Source organism: Streptomyces sp. S6, from assembly GCF_054880855.1.
In genome coordinates this window covers 1-14,305 of sequence record NZ_JBTYMC010000165.1, presented here as the reverse complement: position 1 = coordinate 14,305, position 14,305 = coordinate 1, and the positions used below count along the sequence as shown (strand labels likewise).

Here is a 14,305-nt window from a genome sequence, read left to right as displayed (position 1 = left end):
GTGGCGAGGGCGAGACCCAGGGCCGTCGCCAGGGCGGCGCCCGCGTACAGGGCCACCGCCCCGGACGCGGCGTACAGCGCCGCCCGGCGCCGCTGCCTGCGGGTCTGCTCCCGCAGCTCCTCCCGGATCGTCTCCCTGGCGACCTCCGCCAACTCCTCCACCAGGTGCTTGTCGAGATGTTCGAGACGGTCGATGTGTGTCATGCGCGCCGGGTACCCCTCGGCCGGGGGCCGTAACGCGGGGGCGCTCGCGCTCAGGTCTTCGCGAACACCTCCGTCACAGCGTGCGTGAACTCCGGCAGGTCGTCCGGCCTGCGGCTCGTCACCAGCAGGTTCGGGCCGTGGTCGCAGACCTGGACGGGGACGTCGGCCCAGGTGCCGCCCGCGTTGCGGATGTCGGTGCGCAGGCTCGGCCAGGACGTCAGGACCCGCCCGGCCACGACGTCCGCCTCGATCAGCAGCCACGGCGCGTGGCAGATCGCGGCGACCGGCTTGCCCGCGTCGAAGAACGCGCGGACGAACGAGACGGCGGCCCGGTCGACGCGCAGCGCGTCGGGGTTGGCCACTCCGCCGGGCAGGACGAGCGCCCCGAACTCCCCGGGGTCGGCCTCGAAGACCGTGCCGTCCACCGGGAACACGTCGCCCCGGTCGAGATGGCGGAACGCCTGCACGGTGCCCGGCCGGGTGGACAGGAGGGACGGCCGGTCCCCGGCGGACAAGGCCGCCCGCCACGGCTCGGTCAGCTCGATCTGCTCGGTGCCTTCGGGGGCGGCCAGGAAAGCGATGTTCACGTCGGTTCACTCCTCGGTGTCGTCGGCCGTCGCGCGGGTACCCGGGGCACGTCCGGCGATGTGCGCCGGGCGGAAAGGAGCAGGACTCATGGGACTGGGAGGATGCCTTGCCCTGATCGCCGTCGGAGCGATCCTCACGTTCGCCACGGACTGGCACGTGGACGGGACGAACCTCGACCTGATCGGGGTGATTCTCATGGTCGTCGGCGTGATCGGCACGTTCACCTTCGCGAGCATCGCGCGCCGCAGGAGGCTGATCGTCCCCCCGGCGACCCCCTACGCGGACGACCGCGACACCCGCCCGTACGAGTGAGGACCGATCCATGCGGTACGACGAACTGGCCGAACTGGGACAGCAGTTGAGGGTGGACGCGGTACGCGCCGCGCAGGCGGCGGGCTCGGGTCACCCGACCTCGTCCATGTCGGCGGCGGACCTCGGCGCCGTTCTGCTCGCCCACCATCTGCGCTACGACTTCGCGCACCCCGACCACCCCGGCAACGACCGCCTGATCCTCTCCAAGGGCCACGCCTCCCCCCTGCTGTACGCGATGTACCGGGCGGCCGGGGCCGTGGACGAGACGGAACTGCTCACCTTCCGCCGCGCGGGCAGCCGGCTGGAGGGGCACCCGACGCCCCGGCTGCCGTGGGTGGACATCGCCACCGGCTCCCTCGGCCAAGGGCTGCCCGTCGGCGTCGGCATGGCCCTCGCCGGCCGGCGGCTGGAGCAACCGCCCTACCGCGTGTGGGTGCTGTGCGGGGACAGCGAGCTGGCCGAGGGCTCGGTGTGGGAGGCCGTCGAGCACGCCGGGCACGAACATCTCGCGAACCTGACCCTGATCGTCGACGTCAACCGCCTCGGCCAGCGCGGCCCGACCCGGCACGGCTGGGACCTCGGCGCGTACGCGACCCGGCTGGCCGCCTTCGGCTGGCACACCGTCACCGTGGACGGCCATGACGTCGCCGCCGTCGACGCCGCGTACCGCGAGGCCGCCGCGACCGAGGGCCGGCCCACCGCCGTGCTGGCCCGCACCCTCAAGGGCAAGGGGGTCGCCGAGGTCGAGGACCGGGAGGGGTTCCACGGGAAGCCGCTGCCCGACGCCGAGCGGGCGATCGAGGAACTCGGCGGGGTGCGGTCCGCACGGGTCGGGGTGGCGCTGCCCACGGGTGGCCGGGGCGTCGGGCGGTCCGCACCCTCCCCGGTGTCATGGCCGCGCTACGAGGTGGGCGACCAGGTCGCCACCCGGGCCGCCTTCGGGGACGCGCTCGCCGCGCTCGGCTCCGACCGGGACGACGTCGTCGTGCTGGACGGGGAGGTCGGTGACTCCACCAAGGCGGAGGCGTTCGAGAAGGCGCACCCCGAGCGGTACTTCGAGTGCTACATCGCCGAACAGCAGCTCGTCGCCGCGGCGGTGGGGATGCGGGCGCGCGGGTACACGCCGTTCGCGGCGACGTTCGCCGCGTTCCTCACACGGGCGCACGACTTCGTCCGGATGGCCGCTGTCGGGGGGCTCGCGATCCAGCTGTGCGGGTCGCACGCGGGGGTCTCCATCGGGCAGGACGGGCCCTCGCAGATGGGCCTGGAGGACCTGGCGATGATGCGTGCCGTGCACGGGTCGACGGTCCTGCACCCCTGCGACGCGCCCCAGACGGCCTACCTGGTGCGGGAGATGGCCTCCCTGCCCGGCATCGGGTACCTGCGGACCTGCCGCTCGCCGATGCCGGTGCTGTACGGGCCGGACGAGGAATTTCCCGTCGGCGGGTCGAAGACGCTGCGGTCGGGGCCCGAGGACCGGGTGACGGTGATCGGCGCGGGCGCGACCGTCCACGAGGCGCTGAAGGCGGCGGAGCTGCTGGACGCGGCGGGGATCGCGGTGCGGGTGATCGACCTGTACTCCGTGAAGCCCGTGGACGAGGTGGCGCTCAGGGCGGCTGCCGCCGACACCGGGTGTCTGCTGACCGTCGAGGACCATCGGCCCGAGGGCGGGCTCGGTGACGCGGTCGCCGCCGCCTTCGCCGACGGGCGCCCGCAGCCGAGGCTCGTGCGGCTCGCGGTGCGGGGGATGCCGGGGTCGGCCACGCCGGAGGAGCAGATGCGGGGGGCCGGGATCGACGCGGAGGCCATCGCGGGGGCGGTGGTGCTGCTGGTGGGGCGGGCGGTGGTGTCGTGAAAGCGTGCGGCTCGTGGTGATGTAGGACGGGTTCTGTCCTAGATCGGGGTCAGAGTGGACGCAGAGCCGGTCGACGAGACCCGTACACCTGAAGGAGCCTCCCTTGAGCCGCCACCTCCAGATCACCTTCGACGCCCGTGAACCCCGCTCCCTCGCCGCGTTCTGGGCCGAGGCCCTCGGGTACGTCGTCCCGGCGCCGCCCGGCGTCGAACTCCCCGAGGGAGCCGACGCCTGGGAGGCGTGGCACGAGTTCCTCGCGAAGGTCGGCGTACCGGAGGAGGAGCGGGAGTCGAAGGCGGCCATCGAGGACCCGGACGGACACGGCCCCCGCGTCTTCTTCCAGCGCGTCCCCGAGGGCAAGGCCGCGAAGAACCGCGTCCACCTCGACGTCCGCGCGGCCCCCGGTCTGGAGGGGGACGCCCGCCTGGCCGCCCTGGAGACCGAGGCCGCCCGACTCGTCGCCCTCGGCGCGACCGTCGTCCAGCGCTTCCCCGCCCAGCCTCCGATGAGCGGGGGCTGGGTGGTCATGGCCGACCCCGAGGGCAACGAGTTCTGCCTCGACTAGCTTTCGGACGCCGTGATGTTGACCATCCACGGCACCCCGAACCGGTCGGTGCACATCCCGAAGACGTCGCCCCACATCTGCTTGTCCAGGGGGACCGCGACCGAGCCGCCGTCGGAGAGCTGCTCCCACCAGCCGCGGAGGTCGGCGTCGTCGTCCCCGCTGAGGCTGATGGAGTCGCGGTGTCCGGCGGACTGGGGCATGCCGGGCGGGGAGTCGGCGGCCATCAGGGTGAAGCCGGCGGGCGTCTCCAGCATGCCGTGCATGATCTTGTCGGTGAAGTCGGTACCGGCCTCCTGGCCGAAGGAGCCGTACGTGTTCAGCGTGAGCGTGCCGCCGAAGACCCGCTCGTAGAACTCCAGCGCCTGACGCGCCTCACCGGTGAACGACAGGTACGGGTTGAGCCGAGAAGCCATGCGAGCCTCCAAGAAGTGCGGTTCCTCGCACCGTAACGCGCCCCACTGACAACGGCCCGGCGACCAGGGTGCCGGTCCCCGCCGACGTCACACCAGGCGCCGCAGGATCCGCTCCTTGACCTGCGTGAACGGCGGGTACGCCACCCGCAGGGGGTCGAGCAGGAGGGGCTTGTCGAGGACGGCCTTGTGGTGGCTGAAGGTGTCGATGGAGTGGGCGCCGTGATAGCGCCCCACACCGCTCTCGCCGACCCCGCCGAACGGCAGCCCGGGGACGGTGAGATGGGCGTTGGGGACGCCGAAGGCCAGCGCGCCGGACGACGTCTCGGCCTCGATGCGCTTCTTGGAGCGGGAGGAGCCGACGAACGCGTACAGCGCGAGCGGCTTGTCCCGGCCGGTGACGAAGGAGATCGCCGCGTCGAGATCGGGCACCCGGACGATCGGCAGGACGGGACCGAAGATCTCCTCCCGCATGACGGCCGACTCGGGGGAGACGTCGGCGAGGACGGTCGGCGCGATGAACAGCGACTCCTTGTCGTGTTCCCCGCCGACGACCGTCCGCCCGTCCCCGAGGAGCCCGGTGAGCCGGTCGAACTGCCGCTCGTTCACGATCCGCCCGTAGTCCGCGCTCTCGGCGGGCCGCTGCCCGTACATCTCCCGGACGGCCGCCGCGAGATGACCCTCGATCCCGTCCGCCGCCTCCCCGACCGCGAGGACGTAGTCGGGGGCGACGCAGGTCTGTCCGGCGTTCATGAACTTCCCCCAGGCGATCCGCCGCGCGGCGGTCGCGAGGTCGGTGCCGGGCTCGACGATCGCGGGGGACTTCCCGCCCAACTCCAGTGTGACCGGCGTGAGATGACGGGCGGCGGCGGTCATGACGATCCGCCCGACCGCGCCGCCTCCGGTGTAGAAGATGTGGTCGAACCGCTGCTCCAGCAGCGCCGTCGTCTCCGGCACCCCGCCCTCGACGACCGCCACCGCCTGCGGGTCCAGCACCTTCGGCAGCCAGTGCGCGAGCGCCGCCGACGTCGCCGGGGCCAGCTCGCTGGGCTTGACGACCGCGCAGTTGCCCGCCGCGAGCGCGCCGACGAGCGGGCCGAGCGCCAGTTGGAGGGGGTAGTTCCACGGGCTGACGATCAGCACCGTGCCGAGCGGCTCCCGCACGGTCCGCGCGCGGGCGGGCGCCAGCGAGAGCGGGACGCCGACGCGACGCGGGCGCATCCAGCGGTTCAGATGACGCAGCGTGTGGTCGATCTCGTTGACGACGAAGCCGAGTTCGGTGAGGTACGACTCCAGTGGGCTCTTGCCGAGGTCGGTGTGCAGCGCGTCGGACAGTTCGCTCTGACGGTCGATCAGCAGGCCGCGCAGCGCACGGAGTTGCTGCCTGCGCCAGGCGGCGGGGCGGGTGCGGCCGGTCGCGAACGTGGCGTGCAGCCGGGAGACGGTGGCTGCGGCGCCGGCCGCGGGTGTGGTCATGGTGTCGAGGGACATGCGCCCCAGGATATACAAAACGAAATTGTTTCGTTTCGCATATATGTATTCTCGTTTCGTGACCGCACCCCTCCCCGACACCGACACCGACACCGACACCGACCCGGCACCGGCCCGCCGAGGCCGCCCCCGCGACGCCGCCCGCGACCGCGCGCTCATCGAGGCGACCCTCGCGGTCCTCGCCGAGAGCGGGTACGGCGCGCTGACCACCGCCGCCGTCGCCGCCCGCGCCGGCGTCTCCACCGCGACCCTGTACCGCCGCTGGTCCTCCAAGGAGGAGTTGGTCCTCGCCGCTGCCGCCGACTTCGCGAAGGACCTGGAGCGGCGCCCCGACACCGGCACCCTGGAGGGCGACCTCCGTGCCCTCCTGCGCGACAAGGCCGCCGGCCTGACCGGCGAGAACGGCCGCCTCCTGCGCGCCCTCATCGGCGAGGCCGCCCACAACGCCGCCCTCGCCGAGGCCGTCACCGCCGCGTTCACGACACCCGTGCGGGAGCGCGTCGAGGAGATCGTCCGCCGCGCCGTCGAGCGGGGCGAGATCGCCCCCGTCCGGGACGCCGACCTGGTCGCGGACTTCGTCACCGGCCCGATGGTCAGCCGCCTGCTGCTCACCGCGCGGCCGACCGAGGCGCGGGACGCGGAGGGGGTCGCCGAACGGATGCTGCCGTTCCTGCTGAGGGCGCTGGGTGCCTCAGGAGGCGGCGAGGGGTGACGGCGGCTTCGGGTGGCCTCCCAGACCGCCGTCCGGGACCGACACCCCGCCGTCCACGACCAGCGCGTGGCCCGTGACGTACGAGGAGGCGGGGGAGGCCAGGAACAGGACCGAGCCGGTGATCTCCTCCACCGTCGCCCACCGGCCCAGCGGAACGTGCCCCATCAGCCACTGGGACAGCGCGTCCGTCCCGCTCGCGAACGTCGTCATGTCCGTCAGCGTCCACCCCGGGCAGACCGCGTTCACCCGGATGCCCTGCCGCGCCCAGCCCACCGCGAGGCTCCGCGCCAGCGACACCTGGGCCGCCTTCGTCGCCGCGTACGAGTCCAGGAGCGGGGCGCCGAGGATCGCGGCCGTGGAGGACATCAGCACCAGGCTGGCCCGGTCCGACTCGACGAGGTAGGGGTGAGCCGTCCGGCACAGCGCCGCCGTCGCGTCGAGGTTCACCGCGATCACCCGGTCCCACGCGGGCTCGGGCAGGTCCTGCAACTGCACGAGCAGCATCCCGCCGGCATCGTCCGCCGGGGTCACGCCCGCGTTGTGGACGACGACGTCGAGGCCCCCGAGCGCCTGGGCCGCCCGCTCCACCAGCTCCGCCGCGACACCCGGCGTCTCCAGATCACCGGCCAGCGCCGTCGCCTTGCGGCCCCGCTCCTCCACCGCGCGGACGGTGTCGTCCAGCGCGTCCGTCGTCCGGGCGGTCACCGCCAGCTCGCACCCCGCGTCGGCGAGCGCGACGGCGACCGCCTTGCCTATGCCCCGTGAGGCGCCGGTGACGAGCGCGCGGGCGCCTTCGAGACGGAAGAGGTCGAGGGAGGAGGTCATGGGGGAGTCCTCTCGGATCATGGGGGTCCTCTCGGGAGAGGCGGGGGAGCGGGGGCGCTCGGGCGGCGCCGGAGAGCGACCGTGTGCGCCGTCTGCACACTGCGGACGACCGCCCGCGCGGACACATCCTGAGCCTGTACGACGCCGGCCCCGCGCGGCGCCCGTACCGCTGACCGGTGTGTTGAACACGAGCGGACGTTGAACGTCCGCCGGGGGTGACCGTGCGACGACTCCGTACACCGAACCGCGTCCTGCGCGCGCTTCTCGACGAGGCCGGCTGGTCCGGCGCGCGCCTCGCCCGCGAGGTCAACTCCCTGGGCGGCGCACAGGGGTTCGCCCTGACCTACGACCGCACGTCCGTCGCCCACTGGCTCTCCGGCACCCGACCCCGGCCCCCCGCACCGGAGTTGGCGGCCCAGGCGCTGTCGGACCGGCTCGGCAGACGGGTGCGGGCCGCCGAGACCGGGCTCGCGCAGGAGGGGGTGCGGACGGAGCTGCTCGGAGGGGTGGAGCTTCTCGACGGGGCGCTGCGGAGGGTCGGGCGGTGGGACGTGTACGTGCCGGGGGATCTCGCTCAAGGGGGTTCAACCGCCGCCGCGTACGGGGCTGACGAGGGCCGTGTCGGCATGGCCCACGTCGAGTCGGCGCGGCAGCTCCTCGAACTGTTCTCCCGCAGCGACGACGCCTTCGGGTCCGGGAGCGTGCGGGAGCCGCTCGGACGGTTCCTGGGGGCGGTGGTGCTGCCCTGGCTGCGCGGCGTCGCCACGCCCGGGGTGCGGCGTGAACTGTTCGAGGTGGCGGCGCAGTTGGCGTACCTGTGCGGGTTCGTGGCCTACGACGGCGGACGGCACGCCCTCGCCCAGCGGATGTACGGGGCCGCCGCCCGGCTGGCGGAGGAGGCGGGGGACCGGGCCGGGCGGGCGGTCGCACTGCGCGGACTCAGCGTGCAGGCCCACCAGTTGGGGTACACCGGGCAGGCGCGGGAGCTGGCGGAGGAGGCGGTACGGATCGGGGTGCGGTACGCGCCCTCACGGCAACACGCCTTCTTCGTCGGACAGTTGGCGGTCGTGCAGGCGGGGGACGGTGACCCGGGGTGCCTGGCGACGCTGGAGAGGGCCCAGCGGTGCCTCGAACGGGCCGGTGACGCCGGGGAGTTGCCGGTCGGCGCGTTCCACCCCGGCGCCCTCGCGCTGCAACAGGCGTACGTCCACCGTGCGCGAGGCGACCACCGGGCGACCGTCCGCGCACTGGAGACGTCGCTCAGGAACCGGCCCCCGGACGAACGCCGCTCCACCGCCATCACCCTGGCCGACCTGGCGTCGACCCACCTGGACGCGGGCCACCTCGACCGCGCCTGCGCCACCGCCCACGCGTTCCTCGACCTCCACCCCACCGTCACCAGCCCCCGCCTCGACACCCACCTCCACACCCTCCTGTCCCGCCTGCGCCCCCACGGCCGCAACCGGGCGGCGAAGGGGGTGCTGGAGCGGGTGCGGGGGATGTGAGGGGGAGGAGTGAGTGATCGCCGACGACGTCCGCCTCTCCCCCGACTCCAGCCGGGCGATCCGCGCGCGCCGAGCTGCGCGTGCCCCCGTGGCCGAGGCGTCACGCACCCCGCCCTCCCGGTATCCTCCGGCGCCATGACCACCCCCCTCCCCAGACTCACCGACACCCACCGCCGCGCCCTCCTGACCACCCGTCACCGCCTCACCCCGGCTCTGCGCGCGGCCACCCCCGAGGAGGCCGCCGAGTCGGTGCTGGCGCTACACGCCACGGACCCGGCGAGCGTCTACCTGTCGGTGGCAGCCCGTCAGCACGAGCCGTCCGTGGCGCGGTTGGAGCGGGCGCAGTACGAAGACGGCACGCTGGTGCGGATGTTGTGCATGCGGCGCACGGTGTTCGTGGTGCCCCGCGACCTCGCCCCGGTGATCGACGCGGCAGCCGCCCGCCCGGTCGCGGCCCGCCTGCGCCGTGACCTCCTCAAGGTCCTCGCCGAGCAACTCGACTGGGACGAGGACAAGTTCACGGCCGTCGAACGCCTGGTCGAGAGCGCGCTCGCCGGACTCGGTGAGGCGACGGCCGCTCAGCTCTCCGCCGCCGTCCCGGAGTTGAGTGAGCGCATCGTCCAGTCGCCCGGCAAGAAGTACGAGGCGAGGCCGAAGATCGCGAACCGGTTCCTCGGCGTCATGGCGGCCGAGAGCAGGATCAGGCGCGGGCGCCCGCTGGGGAGTTGGGCGTCCTCGCAGTTCCGGTGGCGGCCCGTCGAACCGCACCCGGAGCTGCCCGCCGCGCAGGCCCGCGCGGCGCTCGTCACCCGGTACCTGGAAGTGTTCGGACCGGCGACCACCGAGGACGTCAAGTGGTGGACGGGCTGGAACCTCACCGACACCCGCAAGGCCCTCGCGGAGACCGGCGCCGTCGCCGTCACCCTCGACCACGGCGACGGCCACGCCCTGCCCGCCGACCTGGAGGCGCCCGCGCCCGTCGAGCCCGGCGTGGCCCTGCTGCCCGCCCTCGACCCCACCTCGATGGGCTGGCGCCACCGCGACTGGTACCTCCGGCCCGACCGCACCGCCGACCTGTTCGACACCAACGGCAACATCGGGCCGACGATCTGGTGGGACGGCCGGATCGTCGGCGCCTGGGCCCAGCGCGCCGACGGCGAGATCGCCACCCACCTCTACGAGAAGAACGTCAGCGCGAGCGCCCTCAAGGCGGAGACCGAACGCCTCGCCGCCTTCTACGGCGACGTCCGCACCCGCCCGAGCTTCGGCATCCCGCTCGAACGACGCCTGTACGACGGCACCGCCTGAAACAGCACCGCCCGAAACAGCACCGCCCGAAGTCGCCGCGCACGAAACGGGGTTGCCCTCCGCATGGCGCAAGACCCCCGTGACCGGTGAGAATTCTGCGAAGCACGCTTTCGTCCGAGACGTGAACGATAAGGTTCCCAGCATGAACGCGCGGTTGGCTTTGCTCGGCACGGTAGGTCCCGGCATCCCGGAGAGCGAAGTCTTCCGTCTGACCCTTCAGCACGCCGTCGCCGAGCTGGGCGCCCTCGGTGGCACGATCCACCTGCGCGGCCTCAAGTCCCCGCTGCGCCTGGTCTCTTCGACCGGACTGCCGACCGCCCTCACCCGCGCCTGGGAGCTGATCGACCAGAACGGCCCGCTCGCCCCCGCCCGCGCCCTGCACCGCGGCAGCGGCCTCTGGGACCCCCTCCCCGGCGACAAGGACGCCGCCTGGCCCGGCACCGGCCTCGCCGCCCTGCCGCTCTACCGGGGCGAGCACAGCATCGGCGCCCTCACCCTCGTCACCGGCGACTCCGGGCAGCCGACGCCCGCACAGTGGTCGTACCTGCGCGCCCTGGCCGCCTGGGCCGAGGAACGCATGGGACAGGCCCCGCCGCTCACCCCCCGCCCGCGCGGCGAACACCACGTCCGGCTGCGGGAGGCCGTCAAGGAGGCCCGCGTCGGCTCCTGGGACTGGGACCTCGGCACCGGCGTCCTCGTCTGGGACGAGGCGGCCATGGAGCTGTACGGCACCCGCCCCGCCGACTTCACCGGGCACATCGACAGCTGGATCCGCGTCGTCCACCCCGACGACCTCGCCCCCACCCTCGCCCTCGCCGAACGCGCGGTGCGCGACCACGACGTGTTCGAGGCCGAGTACCGGGTCCGCCGGCTCGACGGCGGCTGGGACTGGACCCGCACCCGCGGCAAGGCCACCTACCACGCGAACGGCGAGCCGGACCGGCTGACCGGCATGGGCTGGCACAGCGACGACTCCCGCCCCGGCCGCGACGCCCTCGGCCGCGCCCTGCGCCACATGAGCGACGGCTTCCTCTCCGTCGACGACGACTGGCGGATCACCTTCGCCAACGTCGAGGCCGAACGCACCCTCGGCCTCACCGAGGAGGAACTCTTCGGCCGCACCCTGTGGGACGTCCCCGCCGTCCGGCACCTCACCGGCCTCGAACAGCGCTGCCGCAAGGCCGCCGCCGAGGAGAGACCCACCGAGTTCGACGTCCAGCCGAGCGACACGTGCCGCCGCTACCACCTGCGCCTGGTACCCGGCCCCGACGGCCGCACGCTGTACTTCACCGACGTCACCGAGAAGCGCAGGCTCGCCGACGAACGCCGTGCCGGGGAGCGCGCCGCCTCCCGGCGGGCCGCCAGGATCGCCGAACTGACGGCCGCCCTCGCCAAGGCGACCACCTCCCAGGACGTCGTCGACGCCGTCGCGCGCCGGGTGCTCCCGCCGTTCGCCGCCACCGGACTCCTCGTCCAGGTCATCGAGGACGACCGGCTGCGCAACGTCGGCGCCGTCGGCTACCCCGACGCGTTCCTCGCCGAGGTCGACGGCTGCCGCCGCGCTCCGCGCAACCCCTCCTGGGACGCCGTCACCCACGGCACCCCGCTGTTCCTCTCCTCCGCCGGTGAACTCGTCGAACGCTCCCCCCAGGCGGTGGGCATGCCCGAGCGCGCCGGGAAACAGGCCTGGGCGTTCCTGCCGCTCACCGCGTCCGGCACGACCTTCGGCATCTGCGTCGTCGCCTTCGACCGCCCGCGCCGCCTCACCGACGAGGAACGCACCCTGCTGGCCACCATCAGCGCCCTCGTCGCCCAGGCCCTGGACCGCGCCCGCCTCTACGACGCCGAGCACACCCGGTCCCGCGAACTCCAGCGCAGCCTCCTGCCGGACGCCCTGCCCGCCCTGCCCGCCTGCACCTCCGCCGCCCGCTACCTCCCCGCCGGCCAGGGCATGGACGTCGGCGGCGACTGGTACGACGTCATCCTGCTCTCCGGCGGCCAGGTCGCCCTCGTCGTCGGCGACGTCATGGGGCACGGCCTGCCCGAGGCCGTCACCATGGGACGGCTGCGCACCGCCGTGCACACCCTCGCCGCCCTGGAACTCCCGCCCGACGAGATCATGGGCCACCTCAACGACATCGTGAGCGCCATGGGCGAACGCTCCTACGTCACCTGCCTGTACGCCCTGTACGACTCCACCACCCAGACCTGTTCCGTCGTCCGCGCCGGGCACCCGCCACCGGCGCTGGTCCACCCCGACGGCACCGTCCACTTCCCCGACACCGCCGTCGACCCGCCGCTCGGCGCCGCGAAACCGCCCTTCGAGACCGTCGAACTCGCCGTCCCCGACGGCAGCCTGCTCGTCCTCTACACCGACGGCCTCGTCGAGTCCGCGACCCGCGAGATCGACCAGGGCATGGCCGATCTGGGCCGCCTCCTGCGCACCGCGCAGCGCGACGGCACCGCCGCCGACCTGGAGTCCCTCTGCGACCGGCTGACCTCCCGGCTCCTGCCCGCCGACCAGCAGGCCGCCGACGACGCCGCGCTCCTCGTCGCCCGGCTGCACTCCCTGCCCGCCGCGAAGATGGCCTCCTGGTGGCTCCCCGACGACCCGAAGGCCGCGGGGCAGGCCCGGGGCCACGTCCGCGAACAACTCGCCGCCTGGCACCTCGACGACCTCATCCCGACCACCGAACTCCTCGTCAGCGAACTCGTCGGCAACGTCGTCCGGCACGCCCGGGGCCGCTCACGGCTGCGCCTCCTGCACGACACCCACCTCGTGTGCGAGGTCTTCGACGGCAGCCTCACTATGCCCCGCATCCGCCGGGCCACCGACACCGACGAGGGCGGCCGGGGACTCCAGCTCGTCACCGCGCTCACCCGGCGCTGGGGAACCCGCTACACCGCCACCGGCAAGTGCATCTGGACCGAACAGCCGCTCACCGCACCGGATACGCTCCCCGGGTTCGCCGATTTCGACGGCGACCTGGACAAGCTGCCGTTCGGGGACGACTGGTAGCCGCCTGCGCGGCCGACGGTGCTCAGTAGGCTGGCCGCATGCGAATCGCCGTCTCCTCCGACATGGACGAACCCGTCGCCCGCACCCTCGTCGCCGACCTGCGCCAACGGGGCCACCAGGTGCTCACGCACGGAGCGCTGCGCGAGGGGGACGACCCGGGGTGGGCCTTCTGCTCCGAGGCCGCCGCGCGGGACGTCGCCGAGGGCCGGGCCGACCAGGCCGTCGTCTGCTGCTGGACCGGGACCGGCGCGTCCATCGCCGCCAACAAGGTCCCCGGCGTGCGCGCTGCCCTGTGCACCGACGCCTACACCGCCGACGGGGCCCGCCGCTGGAACGACGCGAACGTCCTCGCGCTGGGGCTGCGCCTGACCTCCGGGCCCGTCCTCAAGGAGATCCTCGACGCCTGGTTCGCCGCCGAGGCCGGCACGGACGACGAGGACCGGCGGAACGTGGAGCATGTCGACGGCCTGAGCCTCGGTTAGGGGCGCGTGCCGGGTATTCGGACGACCGCCCGCCCGCCGTCCAGGTCGACCGTCGTGCGGTGCGGGGGAGCGCCGTCCTCCTCGTCGTCCCGCAGGACCAGCGACGACTGGCGTTCCTTCAGTTCGTTCTGCTTGCCCGCGGACAGGGCGGCGTGGAGCTGTTCGAAGCCCGTCGCCGAGATCTGGCCCTGGCGGGCGGAGTTGCGCCAGGGCAGGAGACCCGCCCGGCCGGCGCGTAACAGGAGCTGGTCCGTGAACGCGACGGCCGTCAGCAGGACGACCAGCCCCGGCAGCGTCATGAAGACGACGAATTCCATGCCGCCAGTATGGATCAGCCCACTGACAACGAGCCCACCGCACGGTCGAAATACAGGCGTTCCGCAGCCTCCGCAGGCCGGAGACCCCGCCGGGCCAGCGGCGCGAACAGGCGCCCGTGGTGTTCCAGGAGATCCCGCGACGGCTGGTCCTCGTCGACCGCGCCCTCGACGGTGACCAGCGGCAGCGACCGCTCCCCGGCGACCACGGACACCGCCCACCGCTCGACGTCGTCCTCCGCGAGCCGCAGCCGCTCGAACCCCACGCCGGTCACCTCGTCCCAGGCCAGCCGCCGCCGCGACCACGGGCGCAGCACCGTCACCCCGGTGTCGTCGAACCGCACCGCGAACCGCCCGCGCAGCGCGAGGTGCAGCAGCACCGGCAGCCCCAGGCACCCCAGGACCACGGGCCCCGCAGGGCTCGCCCCGAACAGGCCCGTCGCCCCCGCCACGGCCATGGCGACCCAGCTCAGCGCGGTCACCCCGCAGAACCACTCCGTACGCAGCGGGCCTTCCAGCACCCGCACCCTGACGTCAGTCACACGAGCACCGTAGACCGGCCGCGTGGACCCCGGCATGAGTGTTCCTACTCAGACCGGGCAGACGGAATACAGGTCTCTCGGGAGCGCGCCCAGGAGCGTGAAGGGCCGTGGGGCAAGGGGCGGTTGGGGCGAGGCGGGGCTCAGGGGTCGCCGGGCGGCGCGGCGGGCCGAGCG

General features: G+C 73.6%; 14 protein-coding genes and 1 pseudogene. 8 read left to right on the top strand and 7 right to left on the bottom strand.

Annotation, left to right across the window (positions count from 1 at the left end; genetic code table 11):
• Positions 1-203 (bottom strand): annotated as a pseudogene (locus ACVNF4_RS21970) (phage holin family protein); the annotation flags it as partial.
• A gap of 50 nt (positions 204-253) precedes the next feature.
• Complete coding sequence (locus tag ACVNF4_RS21965) at positions 254-790, bottom strand: type 1 glutamine amidotransferase domain-containing protein (protein WP_461804575.1); 537 nt, start codon at positions 788-790, stop codon at positions 254-256.
• An 88-nt stretch (positions 791-878) separates the two neighbouring features.
• Between ACVNF4_RS21965 and ACVNF4_RS21960 the strand changes: the two genes are divergently transcribed.
• From ACVNF4_RS21960 to ACVNF4_RS21950, 3 genes are all read left to right on the top strand, one after another.
• The gene (locus tag ACVNF4_RS21960; RefSeq protein ID WP_461804574.1) at positions 879-1,103 is read left to right on the top strand and encodes a DUF6458 family protein; all 225 of its coding nucleotides are present in this window, start codon (positions 879-881) and stop codon (positions 1,101-1,103) included.
• 10 nt (positions 1,104-1,113) lie between these two features.
• Positions 1,114-2,958, top strand: a complete 1,845-nt coding sequence (locus tag ACVNF4_RS21955; protein WP_461804573.1) for a transketolase — start codon at positions 1,114-1,116, stop codon at positions 2,956-2,958.
• Positions 2,959-3,061: 103 nt separating this feature from the next.
• A complete protein-coding gene (locus ACVNF4_RS21950) occupies positions 3,062-3,523 on the top strand; it encodes a VOC family protein (RefSeq protein ID WP_461804572.1) in 462 nt (153 codons plus the stop codon).
• Here ACVNF4_RS21950 and ACVNF4_RS21945 read toward each other — a convergent pair.
• Together ACVNF4_RS21945 and ACVNF4_RS21940 are read right to left on the bottom strand one after the other, a co-directional pair.
• A complete protein-coding gene (locus ACVNF4_RS21945) occupies positions 3,520-3,936 on the bottom strand; it encodes a VOC family protein (protein WP_461804571.1) in 417 nt (138 codons plus the stop codon). The two genes, ACVNF4_RS21950 and ACVNF4_RS21945, sit on opposite strands and share 4 nt — an antisense overlap.
• Before the next feature lie 87 nt (positions 3,937-4,023).
• Complete coding sequence (locus tag ACVNF4_RS21940; protein ID WP_461804570.1) at positions 4,024-5,424, bottom strand: aldehyde dehydrogenase family protein; 1,401 nt, start codon at positions 5,422-5,424, stop codon at positions 4,024-4,026.
• Between the two features lie 58 nt (positions 5,425-5,482).
• Between ACVNF4_RS21940 and ACVNF4_RS21935 the strand changes: the two genes are divergently transcribed.
• A complete protein-coding gene (locus ACVNF4_RS21935; protein ID WP_461804569.1) occupies positions 5,483-6,136 on the top strand; it encodes a TetR/AcrR family transcriptional regulator in 654 nt (217 codons plus the stop codon).
• On the opposite strand, the gene ACVNF4_RS21930 is transcribed toward ACVNF4_RS21935, so the two are convergent.
• On the bottom strand, positions 6,116-6,961 hold the full coding sequence (locus tag ACVNF4_RS21930; RefSeq protein WP_461804568.1) for an SDR family NAD(P)-dependent oxidoreductase: 846 nt from the start codon (positions 6,959-6,961) through the stop codon (positions 6,116-6,118). The genes ACVNF4_RS21935 and ACVNF4_RS21930 overlap by 21 nt on opposite strands.
• 221 nt (positions 6,962-7,182) lie before the next feature.
• Here ACVNF4_RS21930 and ACVNF4_RS21925 point away from each other — a divergent pair, with 221 nt between their 5' ends.
• The 4 genes from ACVNF4_RS21925 to ACVNF4_RS21910 all read left to right on the top strand — a co-directional run bounded on the left by ACVNF4_RS21925 (position 7,183) and on the right by ACVNF4_RS21910 (position 13,275).
• A complete protein-coding gene (locus ACVNF4_RS21925; protein ID WP_461804567.1) occupies positions 7,183-8,466 on the top strand; it encodes a hypothetical protein in 1,284 nt (427 codons plus the stop codon).
• A 135-nt stretch (positions 8,467-8,601) separates the two neighbouring features.
• Positions 8,602-9,774 (top strand): winged helix DNA-binding domain-containing protein, encoded by a 1,173-nt coding sequence (locus ACVNF4_RS21920; RefSeq protein WP_461804566.1) that lies wholly within the window; start codon positions 8,602-8,604, stop codon positions 9,772-9,774.
• Positions 9,775-9,916: 142 nt separating this feature from the next.
• Positions 9,917-12,793 (top strand): SpoIIE family protein phosphatase, encoded by a 2,877-nt coding sequence (locus ACVNF4_RS21915; protein ID WP_461804565.1) that lies wholly within the window; start codon positions 9,917-9,919, stop codon positions 12,791-12,793.
• A 38-nt stretch (positions 12,794-12,831) separates the two neighbouring features.
• Positions 12,832-13,275: an RpiB/LacA/LacB family sugar-phosphate isomerase gene (locus ACVNF4_RS21910; protein WP_461804564.1), complete on the top strand. Its 444-nt coding sequence runs from the start codon at positions 12,832-12,834 to the stop codon at positions 13,273-13,275.
• Here ACVNF4_RS21910 and ACVNF4_RS21905 read toward each other — a convergent pair.
• Positions 13,272-13,592: a DUF6191 domain-containing protein gene (locus tag ACVNF4_RS21905; RefSeq protein WP_461804563.1), complete on the bottom strand. Its 321-nt coding sequence runs from the start codon at positions 13,590-13,592 to the stop codon at positions 13,272-13,274. The genes ACVNF4_RS21910 and ACVNF4_RS21905 overlap by 4 nt on opposite strands.
• A 14-nt stretch (positions 13,593-13,606) precedes the next feature.
• The gene (locus ACVNF4_RS21900; protein WP_461804562.1) at positions 13,607-14,131 is read right to left on the bottom strand and encodes a hypothetical protein; all 525 of its coding nucleotides are present in this window, start codon (positions 14,129-14,131) and stop codon (positions 13,607-13,609) included.
• Positions 14,132-14,305 lie beyond the last annotated feature (174 nt).

Bases quoted from the DNA above. Each gene is read 5' to 3' on its own strand.
- ACVNF4_RS21960 (WP_461804574.1), top strand. From the start codon at position 879: ATGGGACTGGGAGGATGCCTTGCCCTGATCGCCGTCGGAGCGATCCTC.
- ACVNF4_RS21955 (WP_461804573.1), top strand. From the start codon at position 1,114: ATGCGGTACGACGAACTGGCCGAACTGGGACAGCAGTTGAGGGTGGAC.
- ACVNF4_RS21945 (WP_461804571.1), bottom strand. From the start codon at position 3,936: ATGGCTTCTCGGCTCAACCCGTACCTGTCGTTCACCGGTGAGGCGCGT.
- ACVNF4_RS21940 (WP_461804570.1), bottom strand. From the start codon at position 5,424: ATGTCCCTCGACACCATGACCACACCCGCGGCCGGCGCCGCAGCCACC.
- ACVNF4_RS21930 (WP_461804568.1), bottom strand. From the start codon at position 6,961: ATGACCTCCTCCCTCGACCTCTTCCGTCTCGAAGGCGCCCGCGCGCTC.
- ACVNF4_RS21920 (WP_461804566.1), top strand. From the start codon at position 8,602: ATGACCACCCCCCTCCCCAGACTCACCGACACCCACCGCCGCGCCCTC.
- ACVNF4_RS21915 (WP_461804565.1), top strand. From the start codon at position 9,917: ATGAACGCGCGGTTGGCTTTGCTCGGCACGGTAGGTCCCGGCATCCCG.
- ACVNF4_RS21910 (WP_461804564.1), top strand. From the start codon at position 12,832: ATGCGAATCGCCGTCTCCTCCGACATGGACGAACCCGTCGCCCGCACC.
- ACVNF4_RS21905 (WP_461804563.1), bottom strand. From the start codon at position 13,592: ATGGAATTCGTCGTCTTCATGACGCTGCCGGGGCTGGTCGTCCTGCTG.